Raw genomic sequence first — 26,177 nt, 5'->3', positions numbered from 1 at the left:
AGCGCTCAGATGATGCTACCGCCCCCCGTTTACGCCCCCGACACGGGTCCGCCGAAACGACGAACCCCCCGCCACAGGGCGAGGGGTCCGGGCCAACCGAGAGCCAATCGGTTTAGATGTCGAAGTACAGCTCGAACTCGTGGGGGTGGGGGCGGAGCTGCATCGGGGCGATCTCGTTGGTGCGCTTGTAGTCGATCCAGGTCTCGATCAGGTCAGCGGTGAAGACGCCGCCTGCCTGCAGGTACTCGTTGTCCTCTTCCAGGGCGTCCAGGACGGCGGGGAGGGAGGTCGGGACCTGCGGGACGCCCGCGTGCTCCTCGGGGGCGAGCTCGTAGAGGTCCTTGTCGATCGGCTCGGCGGGCTCGATCTTGTTCTTGACGCCGTCCAGGCCAGCCATGAGGAGGGCGGAGAAGGCCAGGTAGGGGTTGGAGGACGGGTCCGGGGCGCGGAACTCGACGCGCTTGGCCTTCGGGTTCGAGCCGGTGATCGGGATGCGCATCGCGGCGGAGCGGTTGCGCTGCGAGTACACCAGGTTGACCGGGGCCTCGAAGCCGGGGACCAGGCGGTGATAGGAGTTCACCGTCGGGTTGGTGAAGGCCAGCAGCGAGGGGGCGTGCTTGAGGATGCCGCCGATGTAGTAGCGGGCGGTGTCCGACAGGCCCGCGTAGCCCTGCTCGTCGTAGAACAGCGGCTCGCCGCCGTTCCACAGGGACTGGTGGACGTGCATGCCGGAGCCGTTGTCGCCGAAGATCGGCTTGGGCATGAAGGTCGCGGTCTTGCCGTTGCGCCAGGCGACGTTCTTGACCAGGTACTTGAACAGCATCAGGTCGTCGGCGGCGGCCAGCAGGGTGTTGAACTTGTAGTTGATCTCCGCCTGGCCCGCGGTGCCCACCTCGTGGTGCTGGCGCTCGACCTCCAGACCGGCCTTCATCAGCTCCAGGGAGATCTCCGCGCGCAGGTCGGCGAAGTGGTCAACCGGCGGGGCCGGGAAGTAGCCGCCCTTGTAGCGGACCTTGTAGCCGCGGTTGCCGCCGTCCTCGATCGCGCCGGTGTTCCAGGCCCCGGCCTCGGAGTCGATGTGGTAGTAGCCCGCGTTCGCCTTGGTCTCGAAACGGACGTCGTCGAACACGTAGAACTCGGCCTCCGGGCCGAAGAACGCGGTGTCGGCGATGCCGGAGGAGGCGAGGTATGCCTCGGCCTTCTTCGCCACGTTGCGCGGGTCACGGCTGTACTGCTCACCGGTGATCGGGTCGTGGATGAAGAAGTTGACGTTGAGGGTCGCGTCCTTGCGGAACGGGTCCAGGCGGGCCGTGGACAGGTCGGCCACCAGCGCCATGTCCGACTCGTGGATGGCCTGGAAGCCGCGGATCGACGAGCCGTCGAACATCAGGTTCTCGGCCGGGTCGAACGTCGGGGCCGGAACCGTGAAGTGCTGCATGATCCCGGGAAGGTCGCAGAACCGGACGTCGATGAATTTGACGTCGTTGTCCGCGATGTACTTCTTGGCGTCGTCGGCGTTCTGGAACATCCAAATCCTCCTAGTCCCGCCGCGACGGGACGGGATTGCAGCTTAAGGTCGCAGCCCAAGTGCGGTGGTCCGCTGTTCCTCGACCCTAGGCAGGCGGGATTTCTCCAGCATGACCCGATTGTTTCGCCGATGTTAACCGGACGAACCGCCCGGCGCCGGTTACCGCGCGGTCAGATGGAGTGGCGCAGGCGCGGGCAGGCCCGGTTGCATACGTTCAGGTGAGGTGGGTGGGGTGGTGGCCGGGGTGACGCGGCCGGTCGGCCCGGTGGCACGGGTGGTCCGGTCAGCCCGGGTGGCCGCCGGACAGGGGATGGCGCGGCCGGGTTACCGTGTTCGGGTGGACAAAAGGCAGGCCATCGGATCATGGCTCTCGGGACCGCGTGCCGCGGCCGAGGACATGGGGATCGACTTCGGCTACCGCGGTGAGCGGCTCGGCCTTCCGCGAGAGGGCTCGGGGTCGATCGCGCCGGTGGGCCGACGCTTCGCGGCGATCTTCATCGACTGGCTGCTGTGCCTGCTGATCGCCTACGGCCTGCTCGCGAGCGAGGGCTCGCGCGACGCGGGGAACTGGGCGCTGGTGGTGTTCGGCGTCATGTCGTTCCTCACCCTCAGCACAGTGGGGTGTACGCCGGGCAAGCGCATCGTGGGGCTGCGGGTCGTCTCCGTGAACGGCGGCAGGCTCTCGGTGCCGCGCGTCCTGCTGCGCACGGTCCTGCTGCTGCTGGTCATCCCGGCACTGGTGTGGGACCGGGACTCGCGCGGGCTGCACGATCGGCTCGCGGGCGCGGTGCAGGTGCGCTTCTGAAATTCGGGATCGGCCCGATCGTCCGGGGTACGTCCCCGGGAGCGCGCTGTGGGCAGCGGTGCTGGCTCCCGCCCGGTGCGCTGTGCCCGGTTCGCGTCCGCATGGGCTTCGCCCCCGCGCTGGTACCTGGGGCAAGCGAAACACCAGCGTGGGAGCACGCTGGCGTTTCTTGACGTCCTCGTCGCCCTGAAGGGGCGACGATTCCGGTCCGCACCGCTACGCGGTGCCACCGCGGGTTCCTGCTTCACGGACCCGTGCCGCTCGGTGAGGAGCGGCCTTACCAGGTCTCCACAGGCTTTACCTCCCGCCCGTCCGGCGGTAGGTCCGACAACTCTGTTGTCGGACCAGGCGACCTTAGCAGTGGCGCTGCGCCCCTCCGGGCCGCCGACGCAAGGATGCCCTGCACCTCCACCCTGAAGGGTGGAGCACTGGCCACGAGTTCGAGTAACGAGAAGCCCGGTCAGCGGCGGCCGCCGCTGGGACCCTTGGGCATGCGCATCCCCTTCGGCATGGGGCCCTTCGGGATGGGCATGTTGCTCATCAGGTCGCCCACCGCGCGCAGGCGGTCGTTGACCTCGGTGACCTGGTGCCCGGCCAGGACGCGCGGCTTCTTGACCAGCGTCTGGCGCAGCCGCTTGATCGGCACCTCGCCCTCGCCGTTGCCGACGACCACCTGGTGCACCGGGACATCGCCGAGCAGGCGGGACATCTTCTTGCGCTCCGAGCCCATCAGGCCGCGCAGCCGGTTCGGGTTGCCCTCGCCGACCAGCACCACACCGGCACGGCCCACGGCGCGGTGGACGACGTCCTGGCTGCGGTTGATGGCCACGGCCGGCGTCACCACCCAGCCACGTCCCATGTTGTCCAGCACCGCGGCGGCCGCGCCCGGCTGGCCTTCCATCTGCCCGAACGCCGCACGCTCGGCCCGGCGGCCGAAGATGATCGCGACGGCGAGGAAGGCCAGCAGGAAGCCCAGGATGCCGAGGTAGACCGGGTGCCCGATGAGGAAGCCGATCCCGAGGACGACGCCGAAGGTGACCAGCCCCACGCCGAGCAGGATGAGCCCGATCCAGCGGTCCGCCCGCCTGGTCATCTTGTAGGTCAGGGCGATCTGCTTGAGACGCCCTGGGTTCTCGGATTTTTCCTTCCTCGCCATGGAAGGAAGTTTACGTGGCCGGGGAGGAGCCTTCCGCCGCGGCCTCCAGCACGTGCGCGGCCTCCCGCCGGTCCTGGGCCCGACGGCGGTCCTCCAGCACGGCGGTCCAGGCGTTGCGACGGGCCGTGCGGTGCCCGGAGCCGCGCAGCAGCACCGTCTCCAGGGCGCGCAGGGCGTCGGAGAAGGTGGGGCGGTCCGCCGTCACCGTGACGGCGTCGAGCTGGTGCGCGGACAGCGTGGGCGCGGCAGCCTGGATGACCATGGCGGGAACCTCCGGAGGTGGTGGCCGAGGGTGCGCTGACGTGGTGCGTGATGTCCGACGCGGGCCCCCGGCGCGGTGGGCGTCACGGGCACGTCGTGCGCGGTCGGTGAACCCAGCATCACCCTACGGTGTTACCACCGGATGAGCTGACGGTCAAAACGGGGTGCGTCCTTCAGGCCAAGCGGACGCGGAAGCCCGGCCTCGGCTCCCCGCCCCGGTGTCAGCCTCCGGCTCCGGTGCTCCGGTGGCCGCTCTGGGGGGCGAGAGCAGCCAGCGGCACCGGCCCGGGTCAGGCGGCCGTTTCGGCGTCCTGCGCGGCGCGGCGGTCGATCGCCTGCTGGTAGAGGCGCCCCGCGCGGTAGGAGGAGCGGACCAGCGGCCCGGACATGACCCCCGCGTAGCCGATCTCCTCGGCCTCCTGCTGGAGCTCCACGAACTCCTCCGGCTTGACCCAGCGCTCCACCGGGTGGTGGCGCGGCGTGGGGCGCAGGTACTGGGTGATGGTGATCAGCTCGCAGCCCGCCTCGTGCAGGTCGCGCAGAGCCTGGCTGACCTCCTCGCGCGTCTCGCCCATGCCGAGGATCAGGTTCGACTTAGTGACCAGCCCGTCCGCACGGGCCCGCGTGAGAACCTCCAGCGAGCGCTCGTAGCGGAACGCGGGGCGGATGCGCTTGAAGATGCGCGGCACCGTCTCCACGTTGTGCGCGAGCACCTCGGGGCGCGAGGAGAACACCTCGGCCAGCTGCTCGGGGACGGCGTTGAAGTCGGGGATCAGCAGTTCGACGCCGGTGCCGGGCATCAGCGTGTGGATCTGCCGGACGGTCTCGGCGTACAGCCAGGCGCCGCCGTCCTCCAGGTCGTCACGGGCGACGCCGGTGATGGTGGCGTAGCGCAGCTCCATCTGCTGGACGGACTCGGCGACGCGGCGCGGCTCGTCACGGTCCAGCTCGGCGGGCTTGCCGGTGTCGATCTGGCAGAAGTCACAACGCCGAGTGCACTGCTCGCCGCCGATGAGGAACGTGGCCTCGCGGTCCTCCCAGCACTCGAAGATGTTGGGGCAGCCCGCCTCCTGGCAGACGGTGTGCAGACCCTCGCGCTTCACCAGGGACTGGAGGGCGTTGTACTCCGGTCCCATCTTCGCCCGGGTCTTGATCCACTCGGGCTTGCGCTCGATGGGGGTCTGGCTGTTGCGGACCTCCAGGCGGAGCATCTTGCGACCGTCGGGTGCGACAGCGGACACGTCCGGCTCCTCAGGTTTCGATTCCTCGGCGCGTCCCAGGGTACGCCCCCTGCTCGCACCCCCTCCCACCCCGGTGGGCCGGTGGAAACGTTGGGAAACAAGGCTGTGGACTACCGCTGGGTAGCCCACCGTGGACGACAGTCCCGGCGCCGCCCGGAGGCGTGGGGCCGTCCCGGGCGGGGCGTCACACGGCCCGGGGCAGCGGTACGGCCTCCTCCAGCACCGCGCGCAGGTGCTTCTCCACGACGGGTACCACTTCGGCGACGGCGACCTCGCGGCCCAGCTCGCCGGAGAGGGAACTCACACCGGCGTCGCGGATGCCGCAGGGAACGATGCGGTCGAAGGAGGTGTTGTCGGCGGCGATGTTGAGCGAGAAGCCGTGCATGGTGACACCCTTGGCGACGCGGATGCCGATGGCCGCCAGCTTGCGGTCCTCGCCGCGCTGTCCCGCGTTGGACGGCGCGTACTCGGGGCCCACCAGCCGCGGGTCGTAGTCGTCGTCCTGCTCGGCGCCCTGGGCTTTCAGCCGCGGGTCGAAGTCAAGGGCCAGCCCGCCGGGCGACGGCTGCCGCGATCCCTCCCCGGTCGCCTCGCCGAGTACCCACACGCCGCTGCGGCCCTCCACCCGGGTCGTCTCGACGCCGAACTCCGCGCAGGCGCGGATCAGTGCCTCCTCCAGCCGGCGGACGTGGGCGACGACGTCCACGGGGCGGGGCAGTTTCAGGATCGGGTAGCCGACGAGCTGGCCGGGGCCGTGCCAGGTGATCTTGCCGCCCCGATCGACGTCCACGACGGGCGTGCCGTCCAGCGGGCGCTCGCTGTCCAGCGTGCGGCGTCCGGCGGTGTAGACGGGCTGGTGCTCCAGCAGCAGACAGGTGTCGGGGATCTCGTCGGCGAACCGGGCGGCGTGCACCTCGCGCTGCCGCTGCCAGGCCGCCGTGTACTCGACGGCGTCCTCACCGAAGCCCAGGTGGACATAGCGCAGCTCGCTCACGGCGGCTCTCCTTCTCGACTCCCCGGCCCCCGCGTTACCCGCGCGGACCCCGCACGGGGTCTCCGCGCGCGTACCCCGACCACTGTACGGCGGCACCCCCCACGACCCAGGGGGCTCCCCGCGAGGGTGCGCACGGCTCACGGACGCTCGCCGGACCACCCGCGTCGGTCGCGCCCCACACCCCGGCTCACACGTATGGATGAATACCGGGCGCATACTCCGGACGGTGCTGGTCACAGGGTTACAGTCGCGCCGGTTGCGACGCCGCGCCAGTGGGCGTCGGGCCGGCCGAGGGGAGACCGACGGGCAGGAGACCGCACAGCCGATGTCGACGGAACGACCCGGGGACCGCCCCGCCCAGCACCGCACCCCCAACCGTCAGCTGGCCTCCCTCATCTCCGAGGCGGGTTTCTCCCACGCGGGCCTGGCCCGCCGCGTCGATCAGCTGGGCCTGGAACACGGGCTCGACCTGCGGTACGACAAGACGTCCGTCACCCGTTGGCTGCGCGGGCAGCAGCCGCGCGGCACGACGCCCGCGCTGATCGCCGAGGTGTTCACCCGGCGGCTGGGACGGCGGCTGTCCGCGCAGGACGTCGGCCTGGACCCGTGCGCGCCGGTGTACGCGGGGCTGGAGTTCGCCGCGACGAGCGCGGAGGCGGTGGACATCGTCAGCGGGCTGTGGCGCAAGGACGCGGGCAGCCACCGCGAGCTGCGGAAGATCGCGTTCACCCCGGCCGGTCTTGTCGTGCCGAGCCGGGACTGGCTGATCGGACGGCCGGACGAGCGGGTGGCGCGCGGTGCGGCGGTGCGGCTGCCCGCCCAGGCGCGCGAGAGCGAGCGGTCACCGGTGCGGGGCGCGGAACTCGGTGAGCGGTCACCGGGCCAGCGCGTCACCCCCGGGGACGTCACCGCGCTGCGCTCCGTCGCCGAGCTGTTCCGCTCGCTGGACCGCGCGTACGGCGGCGGGCACGCGCGCCAGGCCCTGGTGCGGTACCTGGAGCACGAGGCCGAGCCCATGCTGCGCGGCAGCTACGACGAACAGCTGGGCCGCCGCCTGTTCGCCGCCGCCGCCGACCTGACCCGGCTCGCGGGCTGGACGGCGTACGACATCGCCGCGCACGGGTTGGCCCAGCGCTACTTCGTGCAGGCGCTGCGGCTCGCGCAGGCCGCCGGGGACCGGGCGTACGGGGCGTACGTGCTGGTCACGATGAGTTGGCAGGCCGTCCACCTCGGGCACGGCCGGGAGGCGGTGCAGCTGGCACGCGTCGCGCAGCAGGGCATGGGCGGGGCCGCGCCCGGGCCGGTGCGGGCGCTGCCGCACGCGGCCGAGGCACGCGGGCACGCGGTGCTGGGCGACGCCCGTTCCGCCGCGACGGCCCTCGCCCGCGCGGAAGCGGCCCTGGCCGACGCCGGGGACGGGGACGGGGTGCCGCCCTGGGCGCGTTCGTTCGACGCCGCCCGGCTCGCCGACGACGCTGGTCACTGCCACCGGGATCTGGGGCAGTTCCGCACGGCCGCCGAACACCTGGAACGGGCGCTGCGGCTGCGCGGGCCGGGCCGCACCCGCGATGCCGTGCTGACCCGGGTCGCGCTGGCCACGGCCCGGGTGGGCCTGGGGCAGCTGGACGCGGCGTGCGCGGTGGGCGCGGAGGCGGCACGGGCGGCGGCGGAGCTGCGGTCCGCGCGGGCCCAGGAGGCCGTGCGCGACTTCGAGTACGGGCTGCCGTCGGCCGCCCGGGCGGACTTCGCCGCCCGGTGCGGCGCGGCGGCGCGGTGACGGCACGGTGCCGGGCGCGCGGGCGGCCGGGTTACTGCGGCCGCGAGGATGTGGTGACGCGCGGAGCGAACCCGCGTCGCAGGGGTGAAGGCGGCATGAGCAGGGCGTCCGCCAGCGTGGGCATAGGCGGCGTCGGCGGGGGCCTCGCGTTCGCCGAACGTCAGGCGGGCACTCCCTGGCCGCGGGCGTCCTCCTGGTGGGCTACATAGACCTGCCGGTCCATGTCGGCGATGTGGACGGAGAGGTCCAGGCGCCGCCCGGGGGCGGGGCGGACGCGGTCGCGGGCGAGGTCGAGCACGGCACGCGCCAGCTCCGTCTTGGCGTCCTGGGTACGTCCGGACAGGACGGCGACCTCGATGTGCACCATATCGACGCTGCCGTCGCCGTCGGCGATGACGCTCTCCTCGATCCGCCGGAAGCGGGTCTTGCAGGCGGCCACGGACGCGCCGATGGTGCACTCGGTGATCGCGTGCAGCTCCAGCCCGAAGGCGTGGCGGTCGAAGGACGCGGCGAGCGGCGCGGCGTAGTCGATGGTGATCTGCGGCACGGTGTTCCTCCTGATTGACGTCGCGCGACGGGCCTCAGCCTATGCCGGTACCCCTGCCCGACTCCGACTCCGTGCGTACTGCGTCAGTGTCCCGGCCCGTCTCCGTACCGTCCGCTGCCGGAGAGGCCGGTTCCGGGGAGGCCGGGGCCGCCGGGCGGGCGGCGCGGCGGCGGGCGAGGGCGCCGAGTGTGGCGTCCACGGCCAGGAACGCCACCAGCGTGAGGCCGAGCAGCGGCACGTACCAGCTCACGGCCACCGTCACCGCGACGAGTGGCAGCAGCAGACGCGGCGGCAGCCGGCGCCAGGTGCCGCGCGCGGGCGGGCGTCCGCCGAGCGCCAGCCGCCCGGCGGGGGGCGGACGCCGCCGCCACCACATGCGGTACCCCAGGCACAGCGTGACGACGGTGGCCAGGGCGAGGCCGAACAGAACGATCTGGTTGACCAGCCCGAACAGGCTGCCGTCGTGTGCGCCGATGCCCCAGGAGGTGAGCTTGACCAGTACGGGGTAGTCGGCGAAGGCGAGCCGTCCGGTGACCTCGCCCGTAGTGGCGTCCACCGCGATCTGGTCGAGGCGCTGCGGGACTTGCCGGTCGGCCTGCCGGACGAGGTAGGCGCCCGGGGTGCCGTCGGCGGCGGTCGGCGGCACGCTGATGTTCAGTGGCCCGCTGAGCCCTTCCCCGGTACGCGCCGTGGCCAGCACCCGGTCGAGGCCGACGCCATCGGCGGCGCTGCTGCCTCCGCCGCCGGTGTGCTCCTCGTGTCCGCCTGCCGAGCCGGAGCCGGAGGTGTCCAGGGTGGGCCTCGTACCGCCCAGCTGGGCGCGCAGTTCGCCGATGTTCTCGCCCGCCCAGCGCGACCAGGTCAGCCCCGTCGCCGAAAGCACCAGCAAGCCGAGCGCGACCCACACGCCGAGGGTGCCGTGCCAGGCGATCAGCCGCCGCTGTCCGCGCGTACCGCGCAGTGCGCGCTGCTTACGGCGGCGGGCGAACCACAGCGCGAGCCCGCCGAGCACCACCACCCACAGCCAGCTGGCGGCCAGTTCGCTGTAGAAGCGGCCCGGCTCGCCCAGCCCCAGGTTGGCGTGCAGTTCGGAGACCCAGGCACGGAACGGCAGGGCTCCGGCGCCCCCGTAACTGGACAGCGTGCCGGTGATCTCCGTGGTGTAGGGGTCCACGAACACCGCGAGCTGCCGCCCGGCATCAGCATCGGGGTGGTCGAGCAGGACGCGGGTGGTCTCGCCGGGCTCGTCGGCCACCCACACCGCGGCCAGTTCGCCACCGGGGCGGGCGTCCAGCGCGGCCGTCACCTGCTGGCCGAGCGGGACCCGGCTCTCACCCGGGGATACGTGCAGCACGTCGGCGTACACGATGCGCTCGATGACCTGCGCGGCGGCGTACAGCGCGCCGGTGAGCGCGGCGACGAGCAGGAACGGCGCGACGAGGACCCCGGCGTAGAAGTGGAGCCGCAGCAGGAGCGGACGCAGCGCCTGCCATCCGGCGGGACGAGGCCGGGTGCCGGGCGGAGCCGCCTGGCCGGGAGCGGATATGCGGGCAGGACTGTCGACGGACATGCGTGGGCCTCCAACAGGGAAGAGCGGTCCGCGCGCCCGGCCCCCGCGCGTGACATACCGCACCTACCGCAGGCAGACGCCGGGTGGGGAGGAGCCCGGCGCCGCCGCTGTGCGGTGTCCGGCATCATGGCACGTGGGTACGCCATAGGCGCACGTCCGCCCCGCTTTTTGTCACCCCCGTGCTGACCCCCGCCGGGCGTCCGGCACGCAGCGCCGGGCGGGCCGCCGCGTGCTGGTACCGTCCGTCCCGGGCCGTCCGGGCGCCGGTACTGGCCGATCGGTGCTGATGTGGGTCACCGTCAGTCGGCGCGGTTCACCGCCGCCGGTGCGTGACCCGGCGGCGTGCCGCTCGTTGCGCAGCGCGTGGCTCTGAAGGACGCGACCTCTCCCCAGCCTTCCTCCCCCCAGCCTTCCTCCGCGGGTCCCGTGGATGTTGAGCGGGCCGAGGCGGCGCTCGTCGAGCACTACCCGAGGCTGGTGCGCCTCGGCTATCTGCTGTTGCCGCCGGCGCTGAGCCGCCACCGGCGCGCGCTCACCGCGCACGCGCTGGCGCAGCGGGCGCTGCCGCGCGGCAAGGCGGCCGGGGAGGAGCCCCCGGTTCCCCGGCAGCGAGCCGCCGGGGATGCGCAGGACCCGGCCGCGCAGCACACCGGCGCGCAGGACGGGGACGAACGCGACGCCGACGCGCAGGCCCCGGGTACCCAGCACGGCGACACGGCCGGTAAGGCGGCAGACCTGGACGCCCGGGACCCGGGCGCGGTGGACACCGGGTACGCCTACCTGCGGTTGCGGGTGGTGCGCGGGGCGCTGGAGCAGGCGCGTCCGGCGCGGGTGGGCCGGTGGGAGCTGGGCTGGATGCCCAAGGTCCGCCCGGTGCTGCCGCAGGTGGCCGGGTTGCGGCTGTTCCCCGGCGCGGGCGGCACGGACGAGGTGGCGCTGGAACAGGCGCTCGCCGCCGTCAGCGACGCGGGCCGGGCGGCATACGTGCTGCGCGAGCTGGAGCGGCTGTCCGATGGCGACGTGGTGCGGCTGCTGGACGCCGCCGGGATCGCCGAGCCGGAGGAGGCGCTGCGGGAGGCGGACGGTGTCTGCGCGCCCCCGGGCAGCCGGGACCGGGCGCTGCTGGAGTCCCCGGAGTTCGACGCCTGTTCCCTCCAGGCCCGCCCGACCGACCTGATGCGCCGCCGCCAGCACGGGCGTGCCGCGCTGGTCGCGGTGGTGGCGCTCGGGGTGTGCGGGGCGCTGCTGGGTCTGCCGGGCGACACCTGGGGCCGCGACGGTGCCGCCGCTCCGGTCTACGCCCAGAACCCGGCCGCCGAGCGCGCGCTGGACCCGGGTGAGCTGGTCCGCGTCCAGGCCGCCGCCTGGCGGGACTCCGCGCGCACGGACTACACCGCCTGGCCCACACGCGGTGAACTCGCCGGGGACGAGGAGCTGTTGCGCCGGGCGCTCGCGGTGTGGGCCCGCCCGGGCGAGGAGGTGACCGTGACGGCGACCCCGGGCACGTACGCGGGTCCGGCGGCCGGTCCCCCGCAACTGCTGTACGCCGGCGAGGTGGACGGCGCCTCGGTGGTGCTGCTGTACGACGGTCTGCGCATCGTGCGGTACGCCGAGCCACGGGGCGGCGCGAAGGGCGCGGTGGGGCTGGACTTCGCCCGCGCCGACGCCGCCGGGGCCCAGGACGCGAGCGCGGTGCTGCTCACCCGCAGCGACGGCAACGCCCGCTATCTGCTCGCCCCGTGGGTCAGCGGGCTGGCGGTGACCGACCTGCTCAAGCCCGGCGCCGAGGCCACCGCCGTCAAGCGCCGCACGGACGGCGTCACCGAGCCCGTCACCGGCCCCCCGTTCGGCGGTGACAGCTGTACGACGTGGCCCGCGCTGGAGGTGACGTCGGCCGGAGGGCAGGGCGCGTACCTGCTGACCGACCTCGCCGAGCTGGCGCCCGCGGCGCTCACCAGTGGCAACCCGGCGGCCGAGCTGGCCCCGGCGACCAGCAAGGCGGCGCGCGCGGCGCTGGCCCGTACCGCGTGCCACCTGACGTCGATGGCGGGCGCCGGGGTGCGGTCGGTCAACACCTGGGCGTTCGCCGAGCAGGAGCTGCCGGAGAGCAACGGCACGGCCCGCTGGGTGTGCACCCGGGCGGAGACGTGGCGCGGCGCCGGGGCGAAGACGCTGCTGCAGTTCCAGGCCCCCGTCGAGGACCCGGCCACACCGGGCTCGGTAGCCGCGCAGGTGGAGGACGATCCGGCCTGCGGCCCGCGCGAGCCGCGGGTGCTGAGCGGGGTGCTGTGGAAGTCCACCGGCGACAGCTGGTACCTGTTGGCGGCGGCCAGCGAGGGCGTCACCTCCATCACGGCGTCCGGTGACGTGAACGCGTCCGCCGACGCCCGGCAGCTGGCCGCCAAGACCGAGCAGGGCGCGAAGGCGGAGCTGACGGCGACCCTCAAGGACGGCGGCACACTGAAGCCGCTGGTGCCGTAGCGCTGGTAGCCAGGGGACTCCGCACGGTGGGTGAACCTCCGGTGCCGCGCAGGTCCACCCACCGAGAGGTATACTTTTCTCGGTTTAGATATCAGAGGAGTGGCCGCATGGCTCGCACAGTCATCGACGTGGACGACGAAGCCCTGGCCGAAGCCGCACGTCATCTGGGCACCAGCACGAAGAAGGACACCGTCAACGCCGCGTTGCGGGAGATCATCGACCGTCGGCGGAGAGCTGCCGCCATCGCACGCATGCGCGAGCTGGTCGCGGACGGCGAGATCGACTTCTCCGCCTTCGACGAGGGGTGGGGCACCGGGGCGTCCACGGCAGCATGACTGAGCTCTACCTCGTGGACACGAGTGCTCTTGTCCGGTACTACCGCAGCCAGACAAGCCCGGCCTGGGACGAGACGTTCAGCGCCGGGCTCGTCGGCATCTGCGAGCCGGTGCGGCAGGAATACCTGCGGGCTGTCGGTTCGCAGGCAGCCTACTTCGAGGCCGATGCTCTCCTGCGGGAAACCTACCCGTACTACCTGGTGCCCGACTCGGCATGGCAGGACAGCGCCAGCCTCCAGCAACGCCTCGCGCGGCAAGCGTGGCAGCAGAGCGCCAGCCCGGTGGATCTGCTGGTCGCCGTGACCGCGGCCCACCACAAGCTGACTGTGCTGCACGCCGACCGCGACTTCGATTGCCTGGCCCGCGTCACCGGTCAGCCGATGCGGCGCATCGACTGACCGGCGGTGCCCGGTGCCGGGCGGCCCCGTGCGGTGCCCTCCGCTTCCTGCCTCCGCGACGCGATCAGACCAGGCGGGCGCACGCCCCCGGGCTTCGCTGACGGGTGGGCCGGCCGGCCTTTCTCGTGCGGCGCTTGTCCTACCGCGCGGTGAACACCGCGACCGTCCGCGCCGGGACCGTGAAGGTGCCGGAGGCGGAGTCGTGCGTCGCGGACTTCACCGTCGCGTCAGCGCCGTGGGCCTGAACCGGGTGCAGCGTCCACCGCGCTCCGGCGGTGGGGTCCAGCCGCTGCGCCTGCTCCTGCGGTGTCGCGTTGAAGACGACGACGAGACCGGCCACGCGCATCGTGATGACACCTGGCGTCTCCCCCTCCCCGGAGAGCGGGAAACGCAGTTCCCGCTGCACCCGCTCGGTGGTGGAGAGCGAGAACGCCTCCTCCGTGGAGCGGATCGTCAGCAGGTCGCGGTAGGCGGCGGCGGACGCGGTGATCTCGGCGCATCCGGGCAGCGCCGCCGGGTTGGTCAGCAGGGGTGCGGCGTAGGGCCACTTGTCCTGGTTGTCCCAGGCCGGGGGCAGGCCGCGGGCGAAGCCGTTGCCCTGGGAGCAGTCCCAGTGGACGGCGTTGTACCAGTCGCCGGAGTTGTAGCTGTTGCGGTCCAGCGACTTCGAGCGCAGCAGGTCGGTGCCCGCCTGGCTGAGCGCGGGCCCCTGGGAGAGCGCGGCGGTGGCCAGGGCGAGGATTTGCATGCGGGCGCGGTCGGCGGCCGGGGTGTCGGCGGGCAGTTTGTAGGTGAGCGCGTCGTAGAGGGTTTCGTTGTCGTGGGCGTCGGCGTAGGCGAGCGCGTCGCCGGGGTCGGCGGCGTACCCGGCCGGGGAGCCGTTGTAGTCGATCTCGGCGCCGGTGACCTGGCGGCCGGAGCTGTCGGTGAAGCGGTAGCGGGCCAGGTTGCCGGTCAGGCCGACCTTGATGAGGTCCTGGTAGTGCAGCAGGCGGGCCCGCTGCTCGGTCCTGGTGCCGTTCGCGCCGGTTGCGTTGGGGTCGGTGAACAGGCCGGAGGCGAAGCCCTGGACGCCGGGGTGCTCGTCGAAGGGTCCGCCGCCGCGCACGGCGTCCCGGGCCCGGTCGGAGAACGTGGCGATGCCGGTTCCGGCCATGTTGGCCTGCGTCGCCTGCTCGAACCGGGCGTCGTCCGCGACCTCGCCGAAGTTCCAGCCCTCGCCGTAGAGGATGATGCCGCTGCCGTCCACGCCGTCCCGCTCCGGCGTGAGGGCGTCCAGCGCCTCGCGGACGGCGAGGACGTTCTCTTTCGGGTGGTGGCCCATCAGGTCGAACCGGAAGCCGTCCACCTTGTACTGCTTGGCCCAGGTGACGACGGAGTCGATCGTGAGCTTGCCCATCATGGTGTGCTCGGGCGCGGTGTTGGCGCAGCAGGTGGAGGTGGCGACGGTGCCGTCGTCCAGCAGGCGGTGGTAGTAGCCGGGCACGATGCGGTCGAGCACCGACTTCTCGTCCTGCCCGGCGGCGTAGGTGTGGTTGTAGACGACGTCCAGGACGACGCCGAGGCCCTTCTCGTTCAGGCTGCGCACCATCGCGCGGTACTCCCGGGTGCGGCTGGCGCCCTCGGGGTCGGTGGCGTAGGAGCCTTCGGGGACGGTGTAGTGCAGTGGGTCGTAGCCCCAGTTGTAGGCGTCCTCGTCGCGGACCGCGCCCACGCACTCCTGCTGCCGTGGGGAGTCGGCGGGCAGCGCGGGCAGGTCGCAGTAGGGCACGGCTTGGTCGCGGCGGCGCTCGGGGGTGGTGGCGATGTCGTTGGTGGGCAGCAGGTGGACGTGGGTCGTTCCGGCGTCCGCGAGCTGGCGCAGGTGCCGCATGCCGTCGCTGTCGTCCTCGGTGAAGGCCAGGTACATGCCCCGGTGTTCGGCCGTGACGTCGGCGGCGGAGAAGTCGCGGACGTGCAGCTCCTGGACCTGCGCGTCCTCGATCGGCGTCGGTGGCGGCTTGTCGAGGGTGTCCCAGCCGGGCGGGGCGAGGCCGGGGTCGTCCAGGTTGACGACGAGGCTGCGCCGGGAGTCGGTGGTCAGGGCGGTGGAGTAGGGGTCGGTGACCTGGTTGGTGACGACCTGCCGCACGCTCGGCGCCCACACCGTCACCCGGTAGCGGTACGGCTTGCCCGTCCAGCCCCGGGTGCCGCGCACGCTCCACACGCCGGTGGCGTCGTCGCGGCGCATCGGCACGGTGCGGCCGTCCAGCTCCAGGGCCACGGTCCGCGCGGTGGGCGCCCACACCGACAGGGTGGGGCGGCCCCTGGTGTCGAAGACCGGGCCGAGGTCAGCACTGGCCGCCTGGGTGGCGTACAGGTCGTCCAGGACGCCGGGGAGCTGCACGCCCGTCGCGGCGAGCAGGGCGCCGCCCGCCGCGTGCTGGGTGGCGACGAGCTGGCCGCGCAGCGCCTTGTGGACCCGGCCGCGGTCGCGGGCGTCCACGGTGAAGGCGGCGTGCCCGGCCAGGTGCGGGTACCGCGCGCGCTGCTCCCCGGTGAGGCCGCCCGGGACGGGGTGCAGGCGCAGCCAGCGGCCCGCGTGGGTGAGGGCGCCGTCCGCGTCCACGGTGATGCGGCCCTGGTGGTCGTAGGCGAGCTGGGTCCTGGTGCCGGCGCGGGCCTCGGTGTTCCAGGCGACAGTGTCGGCGTCGATCCAGTGGGCTTTGGCCTGGGTGAGGTCCAGCTCCGGGGCGCTGGCGGTGGTGGGCGGCGGGTGGCCGGGGGTGGCGGACCGCACGCGCGTGAGGTCGTGGCGGGCTTCAGCGGCGGCGACGAGCTGGGTATCCGGCGGTGGCGGTGCGGCGGCGTCACTGCCGGGGCCGCAGGCGGCCAGGAGCGTCGCCATGATCCCGGCCACGGCGGCGGTGGCGGGTGCGAGACGGCGGCGACGCTCCGGGACGCGTGGGAACCCCGGGGCGGGGCGGGGCACGGGCAGGGCTCTCACGGGATCGTTTCTCCTCGCAGGGCGATGGGTGAGGGCGGGTGCGGGCCGCCCGGCCCCGTCAGCGGAACGACGTGACGGGGGCGAGGGCGGGGGCCGGGGGCCGGGCGGGCGTTCTGGAAGGGCGCGGACAGGTCAGCCGCGCCAGGTGTCATTCAGCACCACCCGGCCGTCGTCGGGCACGGTGAAGGAGCGGTTTTCGCCGCTCTCCCAGTGGACGCCGCCCGAGCCGTCCTTGCGGAGGTACTTGTACTGGCAGGATGTTCCGGCTGGCAGGGCGACCTCGTGTTTCCACACCGGGTAGGCATCCGGGTCCAGCCTCGGCGCGGCGCCGGTGTCCCAGCCGCCGAGCGCGGCGCAGTCACCCGCGACGTGAAGGTGCTGGCCCCACTGGGTGGTGGCCTCGACGGCGAACGAGACGCCGGTGTCGCGGCAGTCGCGGGCGCCGGTGTGCAGGGCCAGCGCGGTGTCCGGGGCGAGTGTGGCGGTGAAGCGCCCGGAACGGTCCACGGTGACCGGGGTGCCGCGCTGGACGTCGCAGTAGGTGCCCGCCGCCAGCGAGGAGTCGAAGGTGCGGGTGAGCGCATGGGGCTCGTGGTTGAGGGCGACGTAGGCCGCGCTGCCGCGTCCGAAGGCAATGGCGTCGTTGCCGTTGTCCCACCAGTCGGTCACGCCCTGCCCGTGCGCGGAGTTGCGGAAACCGACCATGGAGGCGATCTCGCGCCACGCGTGCTGACACTCCCAGCCGTCCTGGTGGCACGCGGTCACCGTGCCGCCGTTCGGCGGGCCCGCGTCCTTGTCGCTGAACGCGTAGCCGGAGTGCACGTCGGGCGAGCCGTACGGCCAGGCGAGCAGGAACACGTGGGCAAGGGTGTAGTCGGCGCCGTCCCGGTAGGTGAGGGTGTCGCCGAGCCGTTCGGTGTCGTGGTTCGTGACGAACGTGGCCGCCTGCTCGCTGCCGAGGTACCCCCAGCCCTCGCCGAAGTTCTCCAGGTACGCCAGCTTCTCGTGCCGGAAGACCCGTTTGAGGTCGCGCCCGTAGCGGAACTCCTGCACGTCACCCGTGCCCAGGTACTCACTCGGGGACACGGCCTCACCGGCGCCGTGAATGGCTTCCTGCTTCCAGTACGCGTCCGGGTCGTCGAGCCCCGCCTTGATGGCTTTCAGGTCGTCGGCCGGTATGTGCTTGACGGCGTCCACACGGAACCCGTCCACGCCGAGCGCCAGCAGGTCGTTGAAGTAGTCGGCGATGCGCTGGCGCACGTACTCCGAGCCGGTCTTGAGGTCCGCCAGCCCCACCAGTTCGCAGTTCTGCACCTGGTAGCGGTCGCGGTAGTCGATGGCGTCGTCGCGGCAGGCGTTGAAGTCGTGGTCACCGTAACCGGCCTTGGCGTACCCGTACTTGGTGTACGGCGAACCGCCCGTTCCGGTGCCGCTGTCCGCCGCCATGTGGTTGATGACGGCGTCCGCCACCACCTTCACCCCCGCCGCGTGGCAGGCGTCGATCATCTCGCGGAAGTCAGCGCGACCGCCAAGCCGGCCGGCGATCTCGTAGCTGACCGGCTGGTACGCCGTCCACCACGGCCCGCCCCGGATGTGCTCCTGCGGCGGCGACACCTGCACGTACCCGTACCCCGCCGGGCCGAGTGTGTCGGTGCACGCCCGCGCGACGGAGTCGAACCTCCACGAGAACATCACCGCCGTGACGTCCTTGCCGCCCGGTGGCGCAGCCTGCGCCGCCGCCCCCGGGACGACGGCGCCCACCCCGCCCGCCACCAGGGCCAACGCGACGGCTGTACTCCTGCTCCTGAAACCCACGGGTGCTCCTGCCTGAAGGGAGTTGTGGATGCCGAGGCCCGGGGCAGCGTGGCGCGCCCGTGGGGCCGGTGAGGGGTCGGCCCTGCCCACGGGCCGCTGCAACACCTTGCTGGAAACAAAGTGAAATCTGATGGAAACTCTTCCGTCGAGAGACCGTAGAAGACTCCTTACCGCCGGTCAATACTTCTGACCAACCCGGGAAACACAGCGCCAGCACTCCCCCCGGCAGCTCTTGCAAGGACTTTCAGCCGTGCCCAGGGAACCTGCGCGTCCTCCAGCGGCCGCCCCGTCGTGGCGGTGCGGGCTGGTCGCAGCGGGTGGGCACGTTCCCTGGGGTTAGACCGGGTGGGGTGGCGGCTACTACGGGGCGGGAGGACGGCGCCGAGGCGGGCGTCGCCCGCGGGACGGGAGGTGGCGCATGTCCGGTGCGGCGGAGGCGGTGCGGGTGGCGGACGGTGCCGCGCTGCTGGCCGGGGACCTGGTGGTACCCCGGTCGGCGCGCGGGATCGTGTTGTTCGCGCACGGCACTGGCAGCTCCCGGCACAGTCCGCGCAATCGCGAGGTCGCGGCGCGGCTCCAGGCGTCCGGCCTGGGCACGTTGCTGATGGATCTGTTGACCGAGATTGAGGAGGCGGCGGACGCGGCCAGCGGGGAGCACCGGTTCGACATCGGGCTGCTGGGGCGGCGGGTGGTGGTGGCCCTGGACTGGCTGGGAGCGCGGGCGGCGACAGCCGGGCTGCCCACGCACCTGTTCGGCGCCAGCACCGGGGCCGCCGCCGCGCTGGTGGGGGCCGCCGAGCGTCCCGAGCGCGTACGGTCCGTGGTCTCCCGGGGCGGACGTCCGGACCTGGCCGGGGACGCCCTGGCCCGGGTGCGCGCTCCCGTACTGCTGCTGGTCGGGGGCCGGGACGCACAGGTGCTGGAGCTGAACCAGTGGGCCGCCGACCGGCTGGCGGCGCCGTGTACCACGCACGTCATCCCGGGCGCCACCCACCTGTTTCCCGAGCCCGGCGCCCTGGACCAGGTGTCGCGCGCGGCCCGGGACTGGTTCCTGTCCCACGGCGAACCGCGGGCGCCGGACGGGGACGACCGGGATTAGCCGGTGCTCGCGCGGCTACCCGTTCAGCGGACAGGAAGGTGACAGCGGAGGCGCGGCGTCGGCGAGCACGGCGCGTCCGCCCGTGCCCGGCGCTGGCTCGGCCGGGCACGCCGGAGGAAGGGGCACCCCAGCATGCGCTTCGCGAACCGGCGGGAGGCGGGACGGCAGCTCGCCGACCGGCTGCACGAGCACCTGCGGGAGGCCGCCGGGCCGGGTCTGGGCGAGGGCGCCCGGCGGGACGAAGGTGCCGGCCGGGGCAGGCGTCCCGGCCTGGGCGACGGGACGGAACCGAGTGGCGGCCACAGCCCCGGTCACGGCCCAGCCCCGGGGGTCCTCGTGCTCGCTCTGCCGCGCGGAGGCGTGCCCGTGGCCGCCGAGATCGCCGAGCGCGTCAGCGCGCCGCTCGACGTCTTCGTGGCCCGCAAGATCGGCGCCCCGGGCCAGCCCGAGCTGGCCATCGGCGCGCTGGCGGGCGAGGACCCGCCGGTGTTCGACCCGCGCGCGCTGGAGTTCCTCGGCGTCTCGGAGGACCGCATGGCGCCGGACGTGGCCCGGGAGCGCACGGAGCTGCACCGTCGCGAGGACCGGTACCGGGGCGACCGGCCCGCGCCGGAGCTGGCGGGCCGCACGGTCCTGCTGGTGGATGACGGGCTGGCCACCGGCCTGACGGCCACGGCCGCCGTGCGCGCGCTGCGCCACCACCGCCCCGCCGCCGTCGTGCTGGCGGTGCCCGTCGCCTCCCGGCAGGCGGTGGAGGCGCTGGAGCGCGAGGCCGACGAGGTAGTCGCCCTGGCCACGCCCTGGGACTTCGGCTCCGTCGGGCAGTGGTACGACGACTTCGCCCAGCTCACCGACGACGACGTGGTGACCTTGCTGAACACGTCCACCCGCCGGACCAGGAGCCCCTGATGACGGATTCCGCCGCCCGAGCACGGGCAGCGCTGTTCGACCCTCCCCACGGCCGCCGTCACCCTGGCCCTGGGCAACGGCGCAGGCTCGCCCTCGCCCTGCTGACGAACACCCTGACGCGGTGAGCTGGCCGGGCTCGGCCCGTGGTCACCGCCGCACCGGCTGCCACCCCTTGATATCCGGCAGCGTGTTGAGCGGGAAGTCGAGCCAGCAGCGCTGGCCGTGGGGCGTGACCGTGATACCGAACCGCTCACGGGAGGGGCGGTCGTACATGACGTACCACCGGTACAGCCCCACCAGCGCGTCCCAGAGCCGGACGGGGCCGCCCTGGCGTACCTCCCCGCCCAGAACGTGCGCCCAGGAGCCGTCACGCCTCCACACGCGGTAGCCGACGAGTGACCCGCCCTCCGTTTCGTCCGCCTCTCCGAGGCCGGGCAGGGCAAGAGCCTGGACGAACCGGAAACCGTCCTGCCGCGTCTCCGCCAGATCGACGTCGGTCGTACCGCGCTGGGTAGACACCGGCTCTCCGGGGTAAGGCACCGCGCCGGGCGCGGAGCTCCCGCGCGCTTTCATGAAGAACGCCCCTCCGGGCAGGAACCGGCCCTCCAGGCTCCCGTCGTGGCCCAGGACCATCCGGGCGTTGCCCCAGCCGATGGGGCAGACCACCACCCCGCCGGGCCTCACCGTGGAGGCCAGGGCATGCGGGAAGGCGTCGAAGCCACACGTCACGATCAGCCGGTCAAGCCCGGCGGTCGCGCCGAGCCCGGTCCGGGCGTCCCCCGCGATCACCTCCGGCTGGTAGCCGACCCGCGCCAGGCGTTCCCGCGCCAACCGGACCAGTCCGGGGTCCACTTCCACGGTGACGACGTTCCTGTCCCCCACCCGGTGGCAGAGCAGCCCCGCGTTATAGCCCGTCCCCGTGGCGACTTCACCCACGCGATCGCCGTCGCGCACGTCCAGCGCCTCCAGCATCTCCACCATGAGGCTCGGCTGGCTCGAAGACGACGTCGGCCTCCCGGCCGTGAGCTGGGTCGTCAGCGGGTGGTCCCCGTACACGGCGGTGAGGTAGCCGGGATCGTCGGCGCTCACCCGCTCCCACTCGCCCCGCACCTGCCGGAAGAAGGCAGGCACAAAGACGTGCCGGGGAACGTCCGCCACCGCTGCCCGCCACTGCGGGGACCGGATGCTACCGTCCTCCGCCAGCCGCTGGGCAAGTGCGCCCCGCAGCGACGCGGCAACCTGGTGGTCGGGGAACATCACAAGAAGACTCCAGTCAGAGGCATGTGCCTCGGCGATGGGGAGGTTGACTGCCTGGCGGGGTGGGCGTATCCCGGGGAGCGCCCATGCTGAGCGACCGCGCCCTCCCGTCAGTCAAGTGAGGCGAGCGCCCGCCGGACGAGGGCCTGGGCCTGGGCGCCGTACACGGCAGCCTGGGACAACCGCGCGAAGGCACGCAGATAGGTGCGCACTTCGCCGGGTGAGGACACATTGATCTCGGCAGTCAGCGTCTCCACGGCTACTTGCACGTCATCAAAGGCGTAGAAAGCTTCCAGCGGCCACACAGTGCGCCGGGCGGTGAGCGGAACCACACCGAGGGAGACGTTGGGCTGGGAAGCCGCGTGCATCAGGCAGTGGAGCTGCTCCGACATCGCGGCGTCGTCGGCTACCCGGTAGTACAGGACGGCCTCTTCCACGAGGAGGGCGAAACTGCGGCCGCCCTCGCCCACGACACGTGATCGGGCGAGCCTCGCCTCGACCGCTTGCCTCACGTCGTCGGGTGTTTCCTGGAAGTCCCTGATGGCGTGAAGCAGCCCCGTCGCGTACGCCCGTGTCTGGAACATCCCCGGCAGAACGTTGGACGCGTACACGCGAAAGCGCCGGGTGCGCTGATAGAGCGGCAGGGTGCGCTCGTGGACGTTGCGCATGCCGCTCCGGTGCAACTGCTTCCACTGCACGTACATCGCTTCGGCATTCCGCGAGGCGGCGACGAGGTCGGCGATCTGGTCCTCCGCCCCGCAGGCCGTGCACCAGGCCCGGATATCCGCGTCCGACGGCATCGTTTTGCCCTGCGCGATGCGGGACGACTTCGACTTGTGCCATCCGCAACGCTGGGCAATGTCGTGTCCTGTGAGCCCGGCGTCCTTCATCATGCCGAGCAGGCGGATCGCGACGGCCGAGCGGGCGACGTGAGCGCTGGAGAGCGGGGAAGAGGACATACGCACAGGATGGCGTCAGAGACCGTACTGTTCATGAGGTACGGCGCGCTGCCATACCGTCTCGAACGCCGTGGCGCAGTGCCGGACGACCGCCGGGTCGCTCACGTGATCCGTGTGGACCCAGCGTCCGTCCCCGTCGAACACGTTGAACTGGACGAGTCGTTGGTCGAAGAGCCAGAAGTCGTTGCCGGGCAGGGCCAAGTCAGACGTCTGGCGCCGTGGTAGCCACCGCACCTGCTCACCGGCGGCGATGTTGGTGAACGTGCCGGAGTGTTCGAAGCGGATGTACTCGCTCGCCGGTTCCGACACGATCCGGGCGCGTCGCATGACGACGCCCTTGCGGGTCACCTCCTGTACCACGTCCAGCCAGGGGCGCCACCATGACGCCCGGTCGCCGGGGTCGAGTCGGTGGCCCCGCCGCCACTTCTCGTAGGCCGCGTTCTCGTTGGCCATCCCGTAAGTGTCCCGCATCTCCACGTGCACGGCGGACTTCCGCACCGCCCGTAGGAGATCGGTGAAGTCAGTCAAGCTCTGCGACACCGAGCGCCTCCCGAAGCAGGGGAACCATCCGCGCGGGGACGCGGATCACGGCCTCGTGTGCGGGCAACACCACGTCCCGCATGCTCGCGCTGAGCGTGGGGGTGTCCGCTTTCCAGCCTTGGAAGACGAGGTCGCGCGTTACCTCATCCACCCACACGGCCGGTGATCCGTGGTCACCGGATTCGGGGTCCTTGCCGAGAAACCGTAATGTCATGGCGAACTCCTGGGTCCATGGTCAACGGGGGCGTTCGGGGGTGGGCTGGGTGATGACGTTGGCCGAATCGTCTAGCCACACGGTCTGCCCAGTGGCGGTCGCATGCAAGCCGAACCGGGACCGCGGTGGGCAGCCCAGAGCGTGCCAGCGGAGGTACGCCTGCCGCACCTCATCCCACAGCGCGCGGGGACCGTACTGCTCGACCTCGTACACGTTCTGTCCCGGCGCGTACTCGACAGCGGCCCAGCACCGCGTGTCGTCCGTGCGGAACCACAAGGTCGCCTCGCCGCTGCCGTCGTCCGCCTCGCACCAGCGGTAGCGGACGTCGGTGAGGAACAGGCTCGTGAAGAAGGCGGGCGCGTCCTGGATCACATTCTGCGGAGGGATATCAGTCGTGGTCAGCTTCCCCTCCTCGCCCGGGTGGGGGGCTGCGATGTCCCCGGAGCCGGCGCGATGGGCACGGTCCCACATGAACGCGGGATAGCCAGAGAAGGTGCCGATCCCCTCTCCGTCCGTCACGTCGAGCGTGGCGAAGGAGCCGCTGAAGAAGCTGCTCCCCCAGGGAGTGACGATGCGTCCGGTGGGACACTGGGTCAGCCATGCCGCCGGGATGTCGCGCATGGTGCAGGTACAGAGCACGCGGTCATACGGCGCGCGGGGCGGGTGGCCCTGCCTGCCATCGCCCAGCACCGTGGTGGGGTGGAGACCGGCTCGCGCCAAGCTGGCCCTGGCCGACGCCAGGACACCCTCGTCCCATTCGACGCTGGTGACCTTCTCCGCGCCCAGCCGGTGCGAGAGCCAGGCGGCGTTGTATCCGGTGCCGGTGCCGATCTCCAGGACGCGGTGCCCCTCGTGGACGTCGAGCAGTGTCAGCATCTCCAGCATGAGCGACGGCATGGAGGATGACGACGTGCTGAGACGGAAATCTCCGGCCGCTGTCGGACGCCCGTCGTTGACCTGCGTGACCACCGGGGCGTCGGCGTAGACGGCGCTGTGCCAGCCCTCCGGGTCGGCGGTGAGGTCGCTCCCCTCGAAACGCGCCGGGATGAACAGCCCACGATCGACGGCGGCCACGGTCGCCGCCCAGTCGGCGGGCACGACGCCCCGCTCGCGCAGGAGGTGCGCGAGGCTCTGCTGGTCCGCCATCTCCCGTGTGCTCCTTACTTTTTCGGGGGCTCGTACGGCTTGGTCGGACCCGGTGGGCGATCCCGCTTCCCATCGCTGTCGGAGGTGTCGGGCTTACCGGAGTGGCGTCCGCCCCTGCTCATAGTGACTCGCTTTCCGCCGGTGACGTGATCGGCTTGCCCGGACGAGATTACGGGGCTGCCACGGCGTGTATCCACTTGGTTGCAGCAGGTTGCAGCGGGCAAACGGTGCTTCCCTCGTGGCCACACGTTCGCCCCTGACCGCCGGGCAGGGCGGTGGCGGTGTGCGCCACCACGCAGCCGGGTGGAACCGCATAGATGCCCTCGCGCCGTGGCATGCTGTGGCGGTTACGCCAGGCTCAACACCACGGTGTTGTCGGCGGTGGCGAGGGCGGCGTAGACGGCTACGTCGGCGATGCCGAGGATCATCCCGGCCAGCGCGGGCAGGCGGCGGGTGGTGCGGCGGTGGCGGGCGAGCAGGGCGAGGACGAAGGCGAACGGGCCGAGTACGAGGTTGAGGAACGGCAGGCCCAGCAGACCGAGGACGAAGGCGGCCACGGCCATGCCGTCGGTGTCGCGCGGGCCGGTCCGGCGCCGCGCGGACGGGGTGATCTCCACGTGGCCGCCGGGCGCGGCCCGGCTGTGGGCGCGGCGCTCGCGCACGCCGAAGACGAGCAGGACGCAGGCGATGACGGCGACGGTGGCGGCGGTCAGCGGGACGGGTGCGTGTGCCGACGCGCCCAGCAGCACTTCCAGCAGGAGCAGCGCCAGGAACGAGATGAGCATCGGAAGCCTCTCACGGTCGCGGGCAGGGGCTGGTGCGGGTACGTGTTACTGACCCGTACCCGCCTGCCCGCGCCGCATCGGGTGAGCTGCGTCCCATGTGCCTGCCCGCCCCCGCGCACCCGCTCGCTCGCTCCCGCGCACCACTCGTCCCGCGCCGCCCGTGTCCCCGCGACCCGCGCCTCTCGCCCGCGCTCCCCCACATCGCTGGTGCCGTCCGGCTCGTGCCGGTGCGGCTCGCTCACCCCGGCCCACCGGCGCGGGAGCCATCCGTCCCCCGCCGGGCCGCGTCCGCGGCCTGCTACCGGCCCGGCGCCAGCGCGGTGGAGGCGCGGACTACCAGTTCCGGCTGGAAGACGAACTCCGTGCGCTGGACGGGGTTTCCGCCGACCTCCTCCAGCAGCGACTGCACCGCCGCGTGGGCCATCGCGCGCACCGGCTGCCGGATCGTCGTCAGCGGCGGGTCGGTGAACGCGATCAGCTCGGAGTCGTCGTAGCCGACCACCGAGACGTCGCCGGGGACGTCCAGCCCGCGCTGGCGGGCCGCGCGGACGACGCCCAGGGCCATGAGGTCGGAGCCGCAGACGACGCCGGTGCAGCCCGCGTCCAGCAGCGCGCCCGCCGCCGCGTGGCCGCCCTCGACGGTGAACAGCGTGTGCTGGACGTCCCCTTGCAGGCCCGCCTCCGTCACGGCGGCCGTGAAGCCCTCCGCCTTGCGCCGGGCGGGCACGAAGCGGGTGGGGCCGACGGCCAGCCCGATGCGCTGGTGCCCCAGGTCGGCCAGGTGACGCACGGCCATGTGCGCGGCGGCGGCGTCGTCCGGGGAGACGAAGGTGCCGCTGATCGCCGCGTTGTAGCCGTTGATGAGGACGAACGGCACGCCGCGCCCGGCGAGCCGCGCGTAGCGGGCCGGGTCGGCGGCGAGGTCGGCGTGCAGGCCGGACATGAAGATGATGCCGGTGACGCCGCGTTCGACGAGCTGGTCCACGAGTTCGTCCTCGGTGACGCCGCCGGGCATCTGGGTGCCGAGCACCGGGGTGTAGCCGTAGCCTGCCAGGGCTTGCTCGATGACCTGGGCGAACGCGGGGAAGATCGGGTTCGTCAGCTCCGGGATGACGAGGCCGACCAGGCCCGCGCTGCGCTGGCGCAGGCGCACGGGGCGCTCGTAGCCGAGCACGTCGAGCGCGGCGAGCACCTTCTGCCGCGTCCCGGACGCGACGCCCGCCTTGCCGTTCAGCACCCGGCTGACGGTCGCCTCGCTGACCCGCGCCTGCGCGCCGATGTCGGCGAGCCGGGCGGGCGCGACCCCGGACGCGACAGCGGGCGCCGCCCCGGCCCCGGGCGCCGCCCCGGACGCGACGGCGGGCGCCGCATCCG

At 72.7% G+C, this 26,177-nt stretch carries 23 protein-coding genes; 7 read left to right on the top strand and 16 right to left on the bottom strand.

What is annotated here, in order from left to right:
- Positions 1–112 precede the first annotated feature (112 nt).
- Positions 113–1,528 carry a type I glutamate--ammonia ligase gene (gene glnA, locus JJV70_RS21050; protein WP_219049612.1) on the bottom strand — a complete coding sequence of 472 codons (1,416 nt, stop codon included), beginning with the start codon at positions 1,526–1,528 and terminating at the stop codon, positions 113–115.
- Positions 1,529–1,865: 337 nt separating this feature from the next.
- Between glnA and JJV70_RS21045 the strand changes: the two genes are divergently transcribed.
- Positions 1,866–2,333 carry an RDD family protein gene (locus tag JJV70_RS21045; RefSeq protein WP_219049611.1) on the top strand — a complete coding sequence of 156 codons (468 nt, stop codon included), beginning with the start codon at positions 1,866–1,868 and terminating at the stop codon, positions 2,331–2,333.
- Positions 2,334–2,793: 460 nt separating this feature from the next.
- Here JJV70_RS21045 and JJV70_RS21040 read toward each other — a convergent pair whose 3' ends face one another.
- The 4 genes from JJV70_RS21040 to lipB all read right to left on the bottom strand — a co-directional run bounded on the left by JJV70_RS21040 (position 2,794) and on the right by lipB (position 5,985).
- The gene (locus JJV70_RS21040; RefSeq protein ID WP_219049610.1) at positions 2,794–3,489 is read right to left on the bottom strand and encodes a DUF4191 domain-containing protein; all 696 of its coding nucleotides are present in this window, start codon (positions 3,487–3,489) and stop codon (positions 2,794–2,796) included.
- A gap of 10 nt (positions 3,490–3,499) precedes the next feature.
- The gene (locus tag JJV70_RS21035; RefSeq protein ID WP_219049609.1) at positions 3,500–3,751 is read right to left on the bottom strand and encodes a hypothetical protein; all 252 of its coding nucleotides are present in this window, start codon (positions 3,749–3,751) and stop codon (positions 3,500–3,502) included.
- A 289-nt stretch (positions 3,752–4,040) separates the two neighbouring features.
- Entirely contained in the window at positions 4,041–4,991 is a 951-nt protein-coding gene (gene lipA, locus JJV70_RS21030) for a lipoyl synthase (protein WP_219049608.1), read from the bottom strand.
- 184 nt (positions 4,992–5,175) lie between these two features.
- On the bottom strand, positions 5,176–5,985 hold the full coding sequence (gene lipB / locus JJV70_RS21025; RefSeq protein WP_219049607.1) for a lipoyl(octanoyl) transferase LipB: 810 nt from the start codon (positions 5,983–5,985) through the stop codon (positions 5,176–5,178).
- 325 nt (positions 5,986–6,310) lie between these two features.
- On the opposite strand from lipB, the gene JJV70_RS21020 reads away from it, so the two are divergent.
- Entirely contained in the window at positions 6,311–7,762 is a 1,452-nt protein-coding gene (locus JJV70_RS21020; protein WP_257574320.1) for a regulator, read from the top strand.
- 160 nt (positions 7,763–7,922) lie between these two features.
- On the opposite strand, the gene JJV70_RS21015 is transcribed toward JJV70_RS21020, so the two are convergent.
- Both JJV70_RS21015 and JJV70_RS21010 read right to left on the bottom strand, forming a co-directional pair.
- Positions 7,923–8,309, bottom strand: coding sequence for a 5-carboxymethyl-2-hydroxymuconate Delta-isomerase (locus JJV70_RS21015; protein ID WP_219049606.1), 387 nt, complete (start codon positions 8,307–8,309; stop codon positions 7,923–7,925).
- A 34-nt stretch (positions 8,310–8,343) separates the two neighbouring features.
- Complete coding sequence (locus tag JJV70_RS21010; protein ID WP_219049605.1) at positions 8,344–9,879, bottom strand: PepSY domain-containing protein; 1,536 nt, start codon at positions 9,877–9,879, stop codon at positions 8,344–8,346.
- 426 nt (positions 9,880–10,305) lie between these two features.
- Here JJV70_RS21010 and JJV70_RS23025 point away from each other — a divergent pair, with 426 nt between their 5' ends.
- From JJV70_RS23025 to JJV70_RS20990, 3 genes are all read left to right on the top strand, one after another.
- Positions 10,306–12,360: a hypothetical protein gene (locus tag JJV70_RS23025; protein ID WP_308294940.1), complete on the top strand. Its 2,055-nt coding sequence runs from the start codon at positions 10,306–10,308 to the stop codon at positions 12,358–12,360.
- A 107-nt stretch (positions 12,361–12,467) separates the two neighbouring features.
- Positions 12,468–12,695: a type II toxin-antitoxin system VapB family antitoxin gene (locus tag JJV70_RS20995; RefSeq protein WP_219049604.1), complete on the top strand. Its 228-nt coding sequence runs from the start codon at positions 12,468–12,470 to the stop codon at positions 12,693–12,695.
- Positions 12,692–13,093: a PIN domain nuclease gene (locus tag JJV70_RS20990; RefSeq protein ID WP_219049603.1), complete on the top strand. Its 402-nt coding sequence runs from the start codon at positions 12,692–12,694 to the stop codon at positions 13,091–13,093. Before JJV70_RS20995 ends, JJV70_RS20990 begins: the two co-directional genes overlap by 4 nt.
- Positions 13,094–13,232: 139 nt before the next feature.
- Here JJV70_RS20990 and pulA read toward each other — a convergent pair whose 3' ends face one another.
- Both pulA and JJV70_RS20980 read right to left on the bottom strand, forming a co-directional pair.
- The gene (gene pulA, locus JJV70_RS20985) at positions 13,233–16,079 is read right to left on the bottom strand and encodes a pullulanase-type alpha-1,6-glucosidase (RefSeq protein ID WP_308294939.1); all 2,847 of its coding nucleotides are present in this window, start codon (positions 16,077–16,079) and stop codon (positions 13,233–13,235) included.
- 132 nt (positions 16,080–16,211) lie between these two features.
- Positions 16,212–17,771, bottom strand: a complete 1,560-nt coding sequence (locus JJV70_RS20980) for a carbohydrate-binding module family 20 domain-containing protein (protein ID WP_257574325.1) — start codon at positions 17,769–17,771, stop codon at positions 16,212–16,214.
- 541 nt (positions 17,772–18,312) lie between these two features.
- On the opposite strand from JJV70_RS20980, the gene JJV70_RS20975 reads away from it, so the two are divergent.
- Positions 18,313–18,993: a dienelactone hydrolase family protein gene (locus JJV70_RS20975; protein WP_219049601.1), complete on the top strand. Its 681-nt coding sequence runs from the start codon at positions 18,313–18,315 to the stop codon at positions 18,991–18,993.
- 132 nt (positions 18,994–19,125) lie between these two features.
- Positions 19,126–19,902 (top strand): phosphoribosyltransferase, encoded by a 777-nt coding sequence (locus JJV70_RS20970; protein WP_219049600.1) that lies wholly within the window; start codon positions 19,126–19,128, stop codon positions 19,900–19,902.
- 147 nt (positions 19,903–20,049) lie between these two features.
- Here the strand turns inward: JJV70_RS20970 and JJV70_RS20965 are convergent, their stop codons facing one another.
- The 7 genes from JJV70_RS20965 to JJV70_RS20935 all read right to left on the bottom strand — a co-directional run bounded on the left by JJV70_RS20965 (position 20,050) and on the right by JJV70_RS20935 (position 26,082).
- Positions 20,050–21,159, bottom strand: a complete 1,110-nt coding sequence (locus tag JJV70_RS20965; RefSeq protein WP_219049599.1) for a methyltransferase domain-containing protein — start codon at positions 21,157–21,159, stop codon at positions 20,050–20,052.
- A 110-nt stretch (positions 21,160–21,269) separates the two neighbouring features.
- Positions 21,270–22,118 carry a helix-turn-helix transcriptional regulator gene (locus JJV70_RS20960; RefSeq protein WP_219049598.1) on the bottom strand — a complete coding sequence of 283 codons (849 nt, stop codon included), beginning with the start codon at positions 22,116–22,118 and terminating at the stop codon, positions 21,270–21,272.
- Between the two features lie 15 nt (positions 22,119–22,133).
- Complete coding sequence (locus JJV70_RS20955; protein ID WP_219049597.1) at positions 22,134–22,658, bottom strand: DUF6879 family protein; 525 nt, start codon at positions 22,656–22,658, stop codon at positions 22,134–22,136.
- Positions 22,639–22,872, bottom strand: coding sequence for a hypothetical protein (locus JJV70_RS20950; RefSeq protein ID WP_219049596.1), 234 nt, complete (start codon positions 22,870–22,872; stop codon positions 22,639–22,641). The genes JJV70_RS20955 and JJV70_RS20950 overlap by 20 nt, the downstream gene beginning before the upstream one ends.
- A gap of 21 nt (positions 22,873–22,893) precedes the next feature.
- Positions 22,894–24,018 (bottom strand): methyltransferase domain-containing protein, encoded by a 1,125-nt coding sequence (locus JJV70_RS20945; RefSeq protein ID WP_219049595.1) that lies wholly within the window; start codon positions 24,016–24,018, stop codon positions 22,894–22,896.
- 347 nt (positions 24,019–24,365) lie between these two features.
- On the bottom strand, positions 24,366–24,581 hold the full coding sequence (locus tag JJV70_RS20940) for a DUF4190 domain-containing protein (RefSeq protein WP_257574323.1): 216 nt from the start codon (positions 24,579–24,581) through the stop codon (positions 24,366–24,368).
- A gap of 520 nt (positions 24,582–25,101) precedes the next feature.
- A complete protein-coding gene (locus JJV70_RS20935; RefSeq protein WP_219049628.1) occupies positions 25,102–26,082 on the bottom strand; it encodes a LacI family DNA-binding transcriptional regulator in 981 nt (326 codons plus the stop codon).
- Between the last annotated feature and the right edge of the window lie 95 nt (positions 26,083–26,177).

Origin of the sequence: Streptomyces sp. JJ66 (assembly GCF_019303495.1) — a bacterium.
Taxonomy (GTDB): domain Bacteria; phylum Actinomycetota; class Actinomycetes; order Streptomycetales; family Streptomycetaceae; genus Streptomyces.
This window is presented reverse-complemented; position numbering and strand designations above follow the sequence as displayed.

What these genes read in the sequence shown, in the direction of transcription:
- glnA (WP_219049612.1), bottom strand. Translation starts at nt 1,528, where the DNA reads ATGTTCCAGAACGCCGACGACGCCAAGAAGTACATCGCGGACAACGAC.
- JJV70_RS21040 (WP_219049610.1), bottom strand. Translation starts at nt 3,489, where the DNA reads ATGGCGAGGAAGGAAAAATCCGAGAACCCAGGGCGTCTCAAGCAGATC.
- JJV70_RS21035 (WP_219049609.1), bottom strand. Translation starts at nt 3,751, where the DNA reads ATGGTCATCCAGGCTGCCGCGCCCACGCTGTCCGCGCACCAGCTCGAC.
- JJV70_RS21020 (WP_257574320.1), top strand. Translation starts at nt 6,311, where the DNA reads ATGTCGACGGAACGACCCGGGGACCGCCCCGCCCAGCACCGCACCCCC.
- JJV70_RS21010 (WP_219049605.1), bottom strand. Translation starts at nt 9,879, where the DNA reads ATGTCCGTCGACAGTCCTGCCCGCATATCCGCTCCCGGCCAGGCGGCT.
- JJV70_RS20995 (WP_219049604.1), top strand. Translation starts at nt 12,468, where the DNA reads ATGGCTCGCACAGTCATCGACGTGGACGACGAAGCCCTGGCCGAAGCC.
- JJV70_RS20990 (WP_219049603.1), top strand. Translation starts at nt 12,692, where the DNA reads ATGACTGAGCTCTACCTCGTGGACACGAGTGCTCTTGTCCGGTACTAC.
- JJV70_RS20980 (WP_257574325.1), bottom strand. Translation starts at nt 17,771, where the DNA reads ATGTTCTCGTGGAGGTTCGACTCCGTCGCGCGGGCGTGCACCGACACA.
- JJV70_RS20975 (WP_219049601.1), top strand. Translation starts at nt 18,313, where the DNA reads ATGTCCGGTGCGGCGGAGGCGGTGCGGGTGGCGGACGGTGCCGCGCTG.
- JJV70_RS20970 (WP_219049600.1), top strand. Translation starts at nt 19,126, where the DNA reads ATGCGCTTCGCGAACCGGCGGGAGGCGGGACGGCAGCTCGCCGACCGG.
- JJV70_RS20965 (WP_219049599.1), bottom strand. Translation starts at nt 21,159, where the DNA reads ATGTTCCCCGACCACCAGGTTGCCGCGTCGCTGCGGGGCGCACTTGCC.
- JJV70_RS20960 (WP_219049598.1), bottom strand. Translation starts at nt 22,118, where the DNA reads ATGTCCTCTTCCCCGCTCTCCAGCGCTCACGTCGCCCGCTCGGCCGTC.
- JJV70_RS20950 (WP_219049596.1), bottom strand. Translation starts at nt 22,872, where the DNA reads ATGACATTACGGTTTCTCGGCAAGGACCCCGAATCCGGTGACCACGGA.
- JJV70_RS20945 (WP_219049595.1), bottom strand. Translation starts at nt 24,018, where the DNA reads ATGGCGGACCAGCAGAGCCTCGCGCACCTCCTGCGCGAGCGGGGCGTC.
- JJV70_RS20940 (WP_257574323.1), bottom strand. Translation starts at nt 24,581, where the DNA reads ATGGCCGTGGCCGCCTTCGTCCTCGGTCTGCTGGGCCTGCCGTTCCTC.